Source organism: Tamlana sp. 2_MG-2023, assembly GCF_030548465.1.
Taxonomy (GTDB): domain Bacteria; phylum Bacteroidota; class Bacteroidia; order Flavobacteriales; family Flavobacteriaceae; genus Pseudotamlana.
Map to the genome: position 1 here is coordinate 67,539 of NZ_JAUOSF010000004.1, position 15,031 is coordinate 82,569.

The 15,031-nt window shown below is 35.0% G+C and carries 11 protein-coding genes; 8 read left to right on the top strand and 3 right to left on the bottom strand.

Annotated elements, in window-relative coordinates:
• Positions 1-18: 18 nt before the first annotated feature.
• The 3 genes from Q4566_RS07690 to Q4566_RS07700 all read right to left on the bottom strand — a co-directional run bounded on the left by Q4566_RS07690 (position 19) and on the right by Q4566_RS07700 (position 1,516).
• The gene (locus tag Q4566_RS07690) at positions 19-456 is read right to left on the bottom strand and encodes a hypothetical protein (protein WP_303420057.1); all 438 of its coding nucleotides are present in this window, start codon (positions 454-456) and stop codon (positions 19-21) included.
• Between the two features lie 84 nt (positions 457-540).
• A complete protein-coding gene (locus tag Q4566_RS07695; protein WP_303420058.1) occupies positions 541-846 on the bottom strand; it encodes a hypothetical protein in 306 nt (101 codons plus the stop codon).
• A gap of 88 nt (positions 847-934) precedes the next feature.
• The gene (locus Q4566_RS07700; RefSeq protein WP_303420059.1) at positions 935-1,516 is read right to left on the bottom strand and encodes an RNA polymerase sigma factor; all 582 of its coding nucleotides are present in this window, start codon (positions 1,514-1,516) and stop codon (positions 935-937) included.
• Positions 1,517-1,658: 142 nt separating this feature from the next.
• On the opposite strand from Q4566_RS07700, the gene Q4566_RS07705 reads away from it, so the two are divergent.
• The 8 genes from Q4566_RS07705 to Q4566_RS07740 all read left to right on the top strand — a co-directional run bounded on the left by Q4566_RS07705 (position 1,659) and on the right by Q4566_RS07740 (position 14,987).
• Positions 1,659-2,873 (top strand): RsmB/NOP family class I SAM-dependent RNA methyltransferase, encoded by a 1,215-nt coding sequence (locus tag Q4566_RS07705; protein WP_303420060.1) that lies wholly within the window; start codon positions 1,659-1,661, stop codon positions 2,871-2,873.
• 324 nt (positions 2,874-3,197) lie between these two features.
• Positions 3,198-4,058, top strand: coding sequence for a fructosamine kinase family protein (locus tag Q4566_RS07710; protein WP_303420061.1), 861 nt, complete (start codon positions 3,198-3,200; stop codon positions 4,056-4,058).
• Positions 4,059-4,414: 356 nt separating this feature from the next.
• A complete protein-coding gene (purL, locus tag Q4566_RS07715; RefSeq protein ID WP_303420062.1) occupies positions 4,415-8,092 on the top strand; it encodes a phosphoribosylformylglycinamidine synthase in 3,678 nt (1,225 codons plus the stop codon).
• 50 nt (positions 8,093-8,142) lie between these two features.
• On the top strand, positions 8,143-10,143 hold the full coding sequence (locus Q4566_RS07720) for a sensor histidine kinase (RefSeq protein WP_303420063.1): 2,001 nt from the start codon (positions 8,143-8,145) through the stop codon (positions 10,141-10,143).
• Entirely contained in the window at positions 10,131-10,784 is a 654-nt protein-coding gene (locus Q4566_RS07725; RefSeq protein WP_303420064.1) for a response regulator transcription factor, read from the top strand. The genes Q4566_RS07720 and Q4566_RS07725 overlap by 13 nt, the downstream gene beginning before the upstream one ends.
• A 161-nt stretch (positions 10,785-10,945) precedes the next feature.
• Positions 10,946-11,317, top strand: coding sequence for a hypothetical protein (locus Q4566_RS07730; RefSeq protein WP_303420065.1), 372 nt, complete (start codon positions 10,946-10,948; stop codon positions 11,315-11,317).
• 6 nt (positions 11,318-11,323) lie between these two features.
• The gene (locus tag Q4566_RS07735) at positions 11,324-11,851 is read left to right on the top strand and encodes a phage tail protein (RefSeq protein ID WP_303420066.1); all 528 of its coding nucleotides are present in this window, start codon (positions 11,324-11,326) and stop codon (positions 11,849-11,851) included.
• A gap of 19 nt (positions 11,852-11,870) precedes the next feature.
• Positions 11,871-14,987 (top strand): choice-of-anchor Q domain-containing protein, encoded by a 3,117-nt coding sequence (locus Q4566_RS07740; protein WP_303420067.1) that lies wholly within the window; start codon positions 11,871-11,873, stop codon positions 14,985-14,987.
• Positions 14,988-15,031 lie beyond the last annotated feature (44 nt).

The following is a 15,031-nucleotide window of genomic DNA, read 5'->3' on the forward strand; positions in this document are numbered from 1 at the left end:
AGAAAGAGAGTACCTATATTAATGGCGAGGCGGTGGTGGTCTATACCCATCAGGTCCTTGAAATTTTGACGGATCACGTGGCTCCTTCACACCACGTCCCTTATGTAAAGCATCCTTTAATATGCTCTTAAACTTCTGCTTTTGCTTCTCATTGCACAGCTCTTGAATGCTTCTCAAATGATTAAAAACTAACAACTCTTTAGTTTTCTCACTTTCTCCTATCACAATTGCTAAAGAATCTATTTTACTTTTTTGAATGGATTCACTTGTAACTTTTTCAAACAAGGCATCTTTCGTTCTTCTTAAAGCATTGTCAATAGCATCCATTTCCCTACGTTGATTTTTATTAATACGATTGAAATCCTTCAACTGAGCTTCACTAAACTTCAATTCTTTTACAATAAACTCCATAGGAGTTTTACCACCAGCCTTTTTCTCCTGTTGAGATTTCCCCATGTAATCTAACAAGAAAAAACCATTAACAACTATTAGAAAAAAAAGTAATATATATAAGAGTAAGTTTTTTTTCATTGTGTCAAATTATAATATTGAATTATCGCTTATTACCAGACCATAAGTTTCTGCAAACTCACTAATATTTTCATCATAGCTTTCAGTTTGCATTTTACTAAAGGCTACGATGTTTAAAACCACAATACAAACTAATACAGCTAGCTGTAATGATGATGTCAACCACGATGTAAGGAAATGTCGCTCTTCCTTCTCTGTAAATAATTTGTGCATGGTTTTATCCTTAAAAAAAGGCGAAACATTTACAGCTTCAATAGCATCTGCTGCATTTAAAGTTTCATTAATTTTATCCTGTATGTTGGTATTGATCTCCATAACTATTTCTAATATCTTTTTAGATGCTATTTTTCATTAAAACTTGCGTTAAAAAACATTTTTATTATCTTTTCACGCTTAGCGCTTATTAATTCATTTCATTTTCATAGTAATCTGTTAGCAATTTCTGCAAACTTTTTTTGGCACGAAACATTAATGATTCTACTGATGATAAACTCTTATCGACAATCTCACTAATTTCCTGATAACTTTTTCCATCTATTTTATGCAAGGTAAAAACGACTTTTTGATCTTCAGACAATTTATTTACTGCCCGAAACAAGGTTTCACTCTGTTCTTTATTTTCTAAAATAATCCCAGGATGATTCAATTCAGTAAAATAGTTGCTTCGGTCTAAAGGCATATCATGACCTAAAATTGATTGCATAAAAGCGAAGCGTTTCTTAGTATTTCGTTTTCTTATAAACTCCAAACATTTATTTGTAGCAATTCTATAAATCCATGTTGATAATTTTGAATCGCCTTTAAATTTATGAATGGATTTAAAAATTTCAATAAAAACATCTTGAGCAACATCTTCTGCATCCTCTTTATTAGGGATGAATGATATGCAGGTTGCGAATACTTTCTGCTGAAAGTCTTCTAACAACTTAGCATAAGCATTGGCGTTTTCACTTTTTAACCCCTTTATAAATTCGCTTTCGATCAAATAAAATAAATTAAACTTGAACAAGTTTAGATGCCAAAACTTTTAAAAACTTGCGCTCTTTTACAATTAAAAATAGTAAAAATTAAAATAGTCGTGAATTCGTCGCTTTTAATGTAACTTTGCAGCCATATTATTTTACACGATGCGAATACACAGAAATTTAAGCTTTGCCGTTATTGATGGTTTAACCCTAATATTTAACGAAGGAAAGTATGCCGATAAAGTCATTCAACAACTTTTAAAACGCGATAAACGTTGGGGGTCTCGAGACAGAGGTTTTGTTGCTGAAACGACCTACGATATTGTACGTTGGAAACGATTATATGCTGAAATTGCAGAGGTAAAAGCACCTTTTGATAGAGATAACCTTTGGCGTATGTTTGCCGTTTGGGCAACTCTAAAAGGTATCACTTTACCAGATTGGAAGTATTTTGAAAATACACCTACTAGAAAAATAAAAGGCCGTTTTGATGAACTTTCTCAAATTAGAAAATTCAAAGAATCTATTCCAGATTGGATGGACGAAATTGGAGAAAAAGAATTAGGAGCAGAATTTTGGTCTAAAGAAATGGCAGCCCTTAACGAGCAAGCCGATGTGATTTTAAGAGTAAACACCCTTAAAACAACTAAAGAAAAATTACAAACTGAACTTTTTGATTTAGATATTGAAACAGAATTCATAAAAGGGTATCCAAGTGCTTTAAAACTTAGAGAACGTGCTAATGTTTTCTCTACAGAAGCTTTTAAAAACGGACATTTTGAAGTTCAAGATGCCTCGTCGCAATTGGTTGCTGAGTTTGCAAATGTTCAACCTGGTATGCGCGTGGTAGATACTTGTGCGGGTGCTGGAGGAAAGACATTACACCTTGCTGCTTTAATGGAAAATAAAGGTCAGATTATTGCCATGGATATCTATGCCAATAAATTAAATGAACTTAAACGTAGAGCAAAACGTAATGGTGCTCATAACATCGAACCTCGCGCTATTGACTCTACAAAAGTTATTAAAAAACTTTACGACAAGGCAGACCGCGTGGTTATTGATGCTCCATGTTCTGGACTTGGTGTTTTACGCAGAAACCCTGATGCTAAGTGGAAGTTACAGCCCGATTTTCTTGATAAAATAAGAAAAACACAGCAAGAAATTATACAACAGTATTCTCGCATGGTAAAAGCTGGCGGACAAATGGTTTACGCGACTTGTTCAGTTTTACCTTCTGAAAATCAGCTACAGGTGGCTAAATTCTTAAAATCTGAAGCAGGAGCTAATTTCTCTTTAGTGAAAGACAAAAAAGTATCGGCTCATAAATCTGGTTTTGACGGATTTTATATGGCTTTATTGGAGAAAAAAGCGTAATACCCCTAATGATGCAAGTTTACCACGACGGCTACCGCTAGGATTTCCTAGTAGCAGTAAGAGTGAAAAAATAATTTAGAAAAGCTTTTACAGAAATGTAAAGGCTTTTTTCGTTTTTAAATAGCCTATAATTTAGAGGCCTTAACAAGGTTATCTATTAGATAGAAAAGATGTTGTTTATCTTCGTCGGGGGCAAAAACAAATCTCGACTGCGCCATTTTTGACGTAACCAGACCCTTCAGGTTTTAAATCGAAATCATGTTAATTTCAACAAAAACTCACCTCTAGATTTTGAAACTCTACGATTCTTTGTATTTTTAATACATGGACTCGGCATTACGAACACATATCTCTGAAATCTTAAACAAACCCATCCACCATGTCATTGATTTACAAGGTGGCGATATTTCGCATGCCTATAAAATTAGTAGTGATGACCATGCTTACTTTTTAAAAACTAATGAAGCCGATTATGCTTTAGATATGTTTCAGAGCGAAGCCGCTTCTTTGAAAGAAATCAGAAGTACCAATACCATAAAAACACCTGAAATCCTGGGTTGTGGAGCTTTCAACAATCTAGCCTTTTTGTTATTAGACTATATCCCGACCAAAACTGCTGATGCTTCCGATTTTAAAATACTAGGCAAACAACTCGCCCAATTGCACCAAACCACACAAGAAAACTTTGGCTTTTCCAACCACAATTTCATTGGTAAACTCACTCAAAGCAATACCGAACACGACAATTGGTTAGAATTTTACACCTATGAGCGTTTACTTCCGCAGCTAAAATTAGCCACTGAAAAAAGTTTATTAAAACCAAGTGAAACGCCTAGCGAAGCCCAAATCCTTTCGGTTTTAAAACCTCTTTTTGAAAACATCAAGCCAAGCTTAATTCACGGCGACTTATGGAGCGGTAATTATTTAATTTCTGAAAACGATGTGCCCTACCTCATCGACCCGGCTGCTTATTATGGGCATTATGAAATTGACATTGCTATGAGTCAGCTCTTTGGTGGTTTTGACCAAGAGTTTTATGAAGCGTATTTACAGGAAGCTGAACTAGAACATTTCAATCAAAAACGCATAGAAATTTATCAACTCTATTTTCTTTTAGTCCATTTAAATATGTTTGGCTACTCCTACTATACCGACGTTATACACATTATACGTAAGTATTTTTAGTTCTCACAGAACTTTCAAAATGAACCATCATTTAAGTCGCTCACTAGAAACAACAAACGCACCCGCGTTAGCGATTGCAGCGGCATCCTTTTTAAATCTTAAACAAACGAAATTTCTATGTGACACCAAAATACTCCTAAAATGATTCATCACAAAATCTTAGACTGAATAATTTAAAAAGATATAGCGAAAAGCGCGACCCTTGGGTAACGCCCAAAACAGAAAGTTTATTTGATTTTTTTTATGTTCAAAACCCTGTAAATAACTCACAATGTACTAGCTTATATTTTTGCTTAAAATTCCATTAAAAAGCAGTAAATTTGTGCTTTCTTTTTAATAACACAAATCAAGATATAATGATTCATTTCTTTGGAAACGTAACCAGCAAAGTATTTGCTGTTCAAGCAACAAAAGAATTATCAACTGAAACCATTTCTAAATTAGAATGGTTATTTGGCAATCAGCCAAAAATAGAACAAGCATCATTGGATGCTTTTTTTGTTGGGCCCCGCGCAGCCATGATTACACCTTGGAGTACCAATGCTGTTGAAATTACTCAGAACATGGGAATTTCAGACATCATTAGAGTTGAGGAGTTTCAAGCGGTTTCTGAAGGTTTTTCAGATTTTGACCCGATGATTTCTGAAAAATTCAACGGTTTAAATCAAGAATCATTTACCATAGATATTCAGCCAGAACCTATTTTAAACATTGAAGACATTGCGGCTTATAATAACCAAGAAGGGTTATCATTAAGCGATGAAGAGGTAGCATATTTAGAAGGTGTGGCTAAGAAAATTGGGCGCCCGTTAACCGATTCTGAAGTTTTCGGATTCTCACAGGTGAACTCAGAGCACTGTCGTCACAAAATTTTCAATGGAACTTTTGTGATTGATGGCGAAGAGAAACCAACGTCATTATTCAAACTTATTAAAGAAACATCGAAACAACATCCTAACGATATTGTTTCGGCATATAAAGATAACGTGGCTTTTATAAAAGGCCCAAAAGTGGAACAATTTGCACCAAAACGTGCGGATATTCCAGATTTTTACGAAACTAAAGATTTCGATTCTGTGATTTCGCTTAAAGCGGAAACGCACAACTTCCCTACTACTGTGGAACCTTTCAATGGTGCTGCAACTGGTGCTGGTGGAGAAATTAGAGATAGACTGGCTGGCGGAAAAGGATCGCTTCCTTTAGCTGGAACAGCAGTTTACATGACCTCGTATTCACGTTTGGAAGAAAACAGACCTTGGGAACAAAAATTTGAAGCTAGAGATTGGCTGTACCAAACGCCAATGGATATTTTAATTAAAGCTTCTAACGGTGCTTCAGATTTTGGAAACAAATTCGGCCAGCCATTAATTACAGGTTCTGTATTGACTTTTGAACATAATGAAAATGCTTCGGTAAGTGAATCTACTGCTAGAAGATTAGGTTTCGATAAAGTAATTATGCAGGCTGGTGGTATTGGTTATGGTAAAGCCGAACAAGCTTTAAAAGACACACCAAAAGCAGGTGATAAAATAGTGATTCTTGGTGGTGAAAATTACCGTATTGGTATGGGTGGTGCTGCGGTATCCTCGGCTGACACAGGAGCTTTTGCTTCTGGAATTGAATTAAACGCAGTACAACGTTCTAACCCAGAAATGCAAAAACGTGCTGCTAATGCGGTTCGTGGTATGGTGGAAGGCGATGAAAACTTTATCGTTTCTATTCACGATCATGGTGCTGGCGGACACTTAAACTGTCTTTCAGAATTGGTAGAAGATACTGGTGGAAAAATCGATTTAGATGCCCTTCCTGTTGGTGACCCAACTTTATCTGATAAAGAAATTATTGGAAACGAATCACAAGAGCGTATGGGCTTAGTGATTGCTGAAAAACATATTGAAACTTTACATAAAATTGCCGATCGTGAGCGTTCGCCAATGTACACCGTAGGTGATGTTACTGGTGATGACCGTTTTACTTTTCAGTCTAAAACCAAAGGCAATACGCCAATGGATTTAGCTTTGGAAGATATGTTTGGTAGTTCTCCTAAAACCGTTTTAACTGATAAAACAGTTACTAGAAAATACAAGAATTCAAGATACAAAACCAAAAACTTACAAATTTACTTAAACCAAGTCTTGCAGTTAGAAGCTGTGGCTTGTAAGGACTGGTTAACAAATAAAGTAGACCGTTGTGTTGGTGGTAAAGTAGCCAAGCAACAGTGTGTTGGACCGTTACAAATTCCGTTAAACAACGTGGGTGTGATGTCCTTAGATTTTAAAGGTAAAGAAGGTGTGGCCACAACCATTGGGCACTCCCCTATTTCTGGATTAATTAATCCGCAAGCAGGTAGTAGAAACTCAATCACCGAGTCGCTTACTAACCTAGTTTGGGCGCCTTTAAAAGATGGTTTACAATCGGTTTCACTTTCAGCTAACTGGATGTGGCCTTGTAAAAACGAAGGAGAAGATGCGCGTTTATATGAAGCGGTTCAAGCGGTTTCAGAATTTGCTATCGATTTAGGTGTGAATGTTCCAACAGGAAAAGATTCACTTTCCATGAAGCAAAAATACCCTGATGGTGATGTAATTTCTCCTGGTACCGTGATTATTTCGGCTGGAGCCAACTGTAACGATATTACTAAAGTGGTAGAGCCTGTTTTAAAACAAAACGGTGGAAACATCTATTACATCAACATCTCTCAAGATGAATTTAAACTGGGTGGAAGTTCTTTCAACCAAGTTTTAAATACCATTGGTAGCGATGCGCCTGATGTGAAGAATCCTGCTTTTGTTAAAACAACATTCAACACGATTCAAGGTTTAATTAAAGCTGATAAAATTCAAGCAGGACACGATGTGGCTTCTGGTGGTTTAATTACCACTTTATTAGAACTTTGTTTTGCTGATGTGAATTTAGGTGCCGATTTAGATATCTCTGCTTTAAATGAAGAAGATTCTATTAAAGTTTTATTTTCTGAAAATAGCGGACTCGTTTTTCAAGCGGATGCTTCAGTAGAAACTATTTTAGCTGAAAACAACATCCAGTTTTTCAATATTGGTTCTGCTAATGACACCGGAAATCTCAACATTAAAAATAACGATGATAATTTCAGCTTTGATATTGCTGAAACTAGAGATGTTTGGTACAAAACGTCTTTCTTATTAGACCAAAAGCAAACCGCTAATGGTTTAGCACAAGAGCGTTTTGACAACTATAAAAACCAACCTTTACAGTATACATTCCCAGCACACTTTACAGGGAAGTTACCAAGCATCAAAGCTGGTAGCCGTCCGAAAGCAGCAATTTTACGTGAAAAAGGGTCGAATTCTGAACGTGAAATGGCAAATGCTATGTACTTAGCTGGTTTTGATGTGAAAGATGTACACATGACCGATTTAATTTCTGGTCGTGAAACTCTTGAAGATATTCAGTTTTTAGGCGCTGTTGGTGGTTTCTCTAATTCTGATGTTTTAGGTTCTGCCAAAGGTTGGGCCGGTGCTATTAAATACAATGAAAAAGCCAATAAAGCGATTCAAAATTTCTTCAAAAGAGAAGATACCTTATCTGTTGGAATTTGTAATGGGTGTCAGTTATTCATGGAATTGGAAGAAATTCATCCAGAACATAAGGTACACGGAAAAATGCACCATAATGATTCTCAAAAACACGAGAGTTCATTTACTTCTGTGAAAATTCAAGAGAATAATTCGGTGATGCTTTCTACTTTAGCAGGAACAGAATTAGGGGTTTGGATTTCTCATGGGGAAGGTAAATTTAACTTACCTGAAAAAGAAGACCAGTACAACATTGTTGCAAAATACGGTTATGAAGGCTACCCAAATAACCCCAATGGTTCTGATTATAACACGGCGATGTTGTGTGATAAAACTGGGCGTCATTTAGTAACTATGCCACATATTGAACGTTCTACGTTCCAATGGAACTGGGCAAATTACCCAGAAAACAGAAAAGACGAAGCAACACCTTGGTTAGAAGCCTTTGTGAATGCTAGACTTTGGATTGAGAAGAAATAAATACTTTAGCATCTATCAAAAAGCAACTACTTGCATATTGTTTGCTTTGTGTGTCTTGGCTTGTTTACAGCCAAGACACACTAGATATAGTCCTTTTAAACAAACAGCTTAAAACAGCAAACTCTGCTAACAGTCAACTAAAAACATTAAACCATATTGTTTTATCTGAAACAAATGTTTTAGACAGTACGGCTATTAAATTTCTTGAAAACAAAATAGATTTTGCTTTAAAGCACCAAGATTATAATAGCGCATTATTATATGCAAATAAATGCATTAAGCACTATACTTTCAATAGTGTTAATAATGTAAAAGCTTTTCAAATAGGCGAATCTTTCCAGTCTAACATAAATAAATGCACCAATGTAGAGCAGATTACTAAGTTTTACATTAATTATGCTGAAGCGGCGACATACCTTCAAAAGTTCCACCAATCGTTAATCATTCTCAATGAAAACATTAAACGATTTAATACAGAAAAAGATTCCTCTTTATTTGAATACGGTTACACTTACTTAGTAGCAGGGCAAAATAGCGCGAAATTAGAAGATATTGTAAATGGCGCTAAATACTTTAATCAAGCCAGTGAAATTTTTCAGTATCAGAAAGACACCATATCTTATTTATGGTCATTAAACGGACTTAGCCGATTATTTGGCACTAATGGGCTTTATAATGAAGCTGAAAAAGTACGAGAAAAAATATTCAAACTAGAACCGTTAATAGGGACAAAAGATGTTGTTGTTATGGCTCACATTACTGCAGCCATTGATGCCTCTACACAAAAAGACAAAAAAGGAAACGAGATTTTACATGCTCAAAAAGCGATAGCACAAGTAAATAAAATAAATACAGAAAATAAGGGCATCTTAAAAGTGCTTAGCTACGCTTGTGCTGTTTACATTTACGCTAGGAATAACGACTTAAAAAATTCGGATGAACACTTAATTGTTCTAAAAAAATTAATGTGTAATTATAAAAACAATAGCTTTTTAGACACTTACTACAGTTTAGCACATGGCACAAATTTATATGCTCATAGAAAATATGAAGAAACAAAACAGCAAATTCTACCAATTTTTAATACCGTAAAAAAAGCTAAAGAAGCAGCAAATATTTTAGAGTTTGAAAAATTATTAGCTAAAACCTATGAGCAATTAGGCAACCACACAAAATCCCTACAACATTATAAAAATTACACCTATCTAAAAGATTCGTTACACCAACGCACTACCAGAAAACGCTTTGATTATGTTCAAAGTTTATTTGACATCGAGAAAAAAGATTTTGAAATTACTAAACAGAAAAAAAACATCAAGTTACTTTCTACTGAAAACAAACTAAAAACCCAATGGTTAATCTTTGGGGGCTTAAGCTTAATTTCTATTTTCATAATTCTTTACCTTTTAATGTCTAAAAAGTATGAAAAAAGAAAACAGAAAACACAAAAAGAATTTTCAAGAAACCTTTTATTAGGACAAGAAGCAGAACGTACACGTATCGCAAGAGAATTACATGATGGTGTAGGACAACAATTAAGTCTTATTAAAAGGAAAACACAAAACATAGCACACACCCAACTCACCCAATTAACAGATGGCGTTTTGGAAGAAGTGCGAGCCATATCTAGAGGCTTATATCCTCCCCTACTAAATGAGTTAGGACTTACATCTAGTCTTAACCAGCTTATTTATGACCTAGATAACGACACAGACATTTTTTTTACAGTAGAAATCGACAACATTGATCATCTTTTAAATAAAAATGATCACGTTCACTTATATCGATTTATGCAGGAAAGCTTAAGTAATATTATTAAACACGCTAAAGCCAGTTCTGTAGACATCTCGATAAAAGTAAAAGAAAATCTTATTTTTACACGAATAAATGATAACGGTGTAGGTTTCGATCTTAATAAGATGAAAATTTCAAAAAGTTTAGGTCTTAAAACCTTATCCGAAAGAATTCTAATTTTAAGAGGAAACCTTCAAATAGAAAGTAAACCTTCTGAAGGAACTATTTTAAAAGCAACTATACCGTGCAGAACTTAAATAAAAACGCAACAATAATTGTAGCCGATGACCACCCTTTATTGTTAAAAGGAATGGTAGAAACGCTAGAATCTAAAGATTATCAAGTTACTGGAAAAGCAGAAACAGGTTTAGATGCATTAAATTTAATTATTCAACAACAACCCACTATTGCTATTTTAGATATAGAAATGCCTATACTATCTGGTATTGAGGTTATTAAAAAAGCAAAAGCAAATCACTCTCCAACCAAATTTATCTTACTAACATCATACAAAGAACAGCGTATCATCTTAGAGGCAGAGCAACTTCAAATTCAAGGGTATTTATTAAAAGATGAACCTTTTGAAGAATTAGACCACTGTTTACAAGAGGTATTAAAAGGTGGGACTTATTTTAGTAAAACGTTTAATGAAGTCTTGGACGAGGATATAAATCCGCAATTAAAAAAAATAAAACGTCTAACTCCATCAGAGCGAACCATACTTCGATTAATAGCACAAGGCTATACTTCTGGTAAAATTTCAAATGAACTTAGTGTTTCTGTTCGCACGGTTGAAAAACACCGCAGCAACATTATTCATAAGCTAGACTTAGCATCTAACAACACATCTTTAGCGTTTTGGTCTGAAAAATATAAAGCATTTATTCTTGGTTTATAACCATGTCCTTACCGTAGTTTCTTCCTATTAGTTACAATCAATGTTAGTAGCAGGTTAATAGTGTATTTAGACACTACGTACCCCTACGTAATAATTGCTAAAAATGCGTATTTCAGCATTTATAGGGTGTTTATAGATTTGACGAAATAAACACCTACAAAATGTATACACTTACTATTAAAAATGATTTCCATGACCAGGGATTGCTCTATTACACAAAAAATGGAAAACGCCATGATTACCCGATTTTAAATCATGACACAACTACTATTAAAGATATAACAAATGCTTATTTAAGTATTTCTGCCAGTAATGTCACTTTTATTGATTTAGGAACAGATAAAATTCCGAATTATCCGATTCCTGGAGGCGAGTTTGGATTATTAATTAGAGTGGCAACTACAGAAGCATACTGCCGCTATAACGGTAAAGGTGAATTTATATTCACCTTAGATAAATATGGCTCTTATAGCATTGAAGCTGTTAAAGGTGAGGCTGTAAAAATTAAATTGGAAGAAATAACTATTAAGTAAAATACTATGGAAGATTATATAGGAATTATAAAAATATTTGCAGGTAATTTTGCTCCAAGCGGATGGCTTTTTTGCCATGGACAATTGCTATCAATAGCGGAAAATTCGGCACTATTTTCTTTGATAGGAACCACTTATGGAGGTGACGGAAGATCTACATTTGCGCTACCAGACTTTAGAGGAATAACGCCTATTGGTGCTGGACAAGGTAATGGACTTTCTAATTATAAAGTAGGAGATCAAGGTGGGAAAGAAAAAGTAAATCTATCTCTAGAGGAAATGCCTAGTCATAGTCATGACGCTAGTCTTCAAGTAGCTTCTCCACTTGAAAGAGGGAGTCAGACATATACAAAAGCAGCAAATCATTATTTAGCTGATGGGAATACCTATAGTGATATTAAAAACAATGCAATGCCTACAGATACTATCACTGTTAACAAATCAGGAAACGGAGCTGCTCATGATAACATGCAGCCTTTTATAGCAGTAAATTATATTATTTGTCTTGAAGGTATATTTCCGCCTAGATCCTAATAAACTCAAATTAACTACCATGAAAAAAAACTACTTATATTTATTTCTTTTTCTTATCTCAACAATTGGTTTTGCTCAAACCAGTTTAAATTTCACTATTAATAATGCCATAGATTATGGAGGTACTGGAGGAGTTACAAGCTCTGACGACCGTATTGAAGAAACCATTACCGTGGGTGGAGATACGTATTTACTAAAAGTAAGTTGTTCTAGAGATTTAGTCCTAGAAGATTTAGGAGGCGGAGATTATATTTTTTACTCGGCATTTTCAGACAAAGAAACGTTTGAACTCTTAAAAAACGGAAACCCTATTAATTTCAATTTTGTAAGCATTGATTTCGATAATCCTTTTGAAGAAGGTGAAGTAACCATTAAAAATTTAAATGGTGGTATCTTTTCTCAAAATATAAATGCTGGAGGTCAAGAAGATAGCTTTCCTCTTACTGGGACAATTACTTCTGATAACACAATCAATTCTACTAATATTACAGGTTTTGAAATTGACGAAGAAATCGCGAACACTTTAAATAACGTGGGTTGGCATAACATTAAACTAGAAATACCTGCAACAGGACCAACAATTACACCCGATGCCAACAACATACTCTATGTTGATAAAAATGTAAGTAGTGGCTCGGCAGATGGTAGCTCTTGGACTAATGCTATCGCAGAACTGGCGGATGCTTTGGTTTGGGCCAAACAAAACGAAGACCCTAGTTGGGCAACCACGCCGCTACAAATCTGGATCGCTGAAGGCACCTACACACCAGGAACCTTAGAAACCGACAGTTTTGAAATCCCTGGAGGTGTTACCCTTTTGGGCGGTTTCAATGGTACCGAAACCACTGCCGATGAGCGAAATTGGGCAGAAAACCCTACTATTTTGAGTGGTGATTTAGATGCTTCAAGCGATGCAACTGCTGGAGACAGCCACACCATAATCACGGCACTTAATAACGATATTACTATTGATGGTTTTATTGTAGAAAACAGTTACGCTGATGACGACACCGATAACTCACATACAGCTATTGGTAGAGCTGGTGGTGGAATTTATGCCAGAGATGCAGATAACTTAAACATTAATCACTGTATATTTAATAACAATATTGCTTACGGAAATGGTACAGACAACGGTGTAGGTGGTACTATTGTTAACTTTGGTAATACTTCTACGACTACAACCATTACCAATAGCTTGTTCTTTAACAACTCAGCAACTGGCGGAGGCGGTGCCATTTCTGGGGAAAGTGGAAACATAGACATTATTAATTGTACCCTAGCTAATAATGATGCCAATCAGGGTGGTGGCATACACCTATATGCTTCAAATGTCACAGCAACCAATTGTATATTTACCAACAACAGCGGTACCAACGGAAATATAAATGATAGTGGTCCTGGTCTGTCTTCTGCAGCGTATTCTTTATTTTACAATAGCACAAGTGGAAATAATGGAGGTATTCCTACCGATGTTACTGATGCCAATAACAACATAATCAACACTGACCCAATATATAGTAGCATTAACAATATAAGTGGGTATAGAATAAATTCCAATTCACCTGCTATTGATGCTGGTGACAGCAGTATCAATACCTCTAGTTGGGATTTAAGCCATAACGCCCGAATTTCAAACACAAACATAGATATAGGTGCTTTTGAAAAATCGAATCCTTGTGAAATTTACCCTTCTGGAATTATTTATGTAGATAAAAATGCCAGCGGAAACAATAATGGAACTAATTGGACTGATGCTTTTACCAATTTACAGAGTGCGCTTGCTATAACAGAAAACTGCAGTAGCTCCGCTTCTATTTATATTGCTGAGGGAACCTATACTCCCACTAGCAGTAGCGACCGTGATATCAACTTTAGTATTTCAAACAATGTTAGTTTATATGGTGGTTTTTCTCCTGCCAATGCAGCAACAGACCTGAACACACGTGATTACATACTTTATAAAACTGTATTGAGCGGTAACATTGGTGATGTGAATGATGCTAGTGATAATTCAAAAACAATAATAAACATACAATCTAATGGAGCAGAAATTATATTAGATGGATTTAGTGTTAGCGACAGTTATAATGACAGCTATAATCATAGCGCTTTGTTTTACGAAACCTCTTCGGGAACAAATACTATTAAAATACGTAACAGCACCATCAATAACAATTACTCTTCTTCTTCACATTCTGGGGTTATTTTTAGAACTAGTAACCATGGCACGACAGTTTTCTTTGAATTTAATAATTGTGTTTTTAAAGAAAACGAAAGTATTGTAAACGGAACTGTTCTTGGGTTATACTCCAGTCAATCTAAAATTAATGGTATTATAAAAAACAGTTTGTTTTTAAACAATCATGCTACTTCAACAAACGCTTTAGGTAGTGCTATAATTACTTCAAACAATGGAAACGCATCCTTTTTGGATGTTAACGTAATAAACACGACATTTTACAACAATACTAGCGGAAGGGGATATGGCATCTATAATTCAGCCACATCCTATGGTACCACCTCTACTTTTAGTTTTTACAATTCTATTATTAATAAAACTATAATTAAATCAGGAGGAGCTAGTGCTACAAATAAAGCGGTGAATTTATACAATACGTTTTATGATGATGGTGCCCCTGATGGTAATTTATCTCTCCCTACCTATGTGACCGACCAAGGAGGGAGTACAGATGCCGACCCTCTATTTAACGATACAGCAAATAATGATTTTAGCTTAGACAACAACAGTCCTGCTATTAATGCTGGTGACAACACTATTTACTCTAATTTAGGTGGCGATTTAACTAATGATACAGACTTGGCTGGAAACCCTCGTTTAGATGCTACAACTATAGACATAGGCGCTTACGAAAGTCAAAGCACATTAAATACAGATACATTTAATGCGTCTGTATTTAGCATCTATCCTAACCCAGTAAACCATATACTAAACATTAAAACACCTAATCAAAAATACAGCTATAGCATATACAACCTACAAGGGCAAGAAACCCTAAAGGCAAACAACCAAACATCAAAAACTATTGATGTTTCTAAACTACCTACAGGAATCTATATGCTTAAACTTTCGAATAACAACGACTCTCAAAATTTTAAAATCATTAAACAGTAACAAAATAGCTATTAATCAACTATTTTAGAGGTCAAGACTATTAA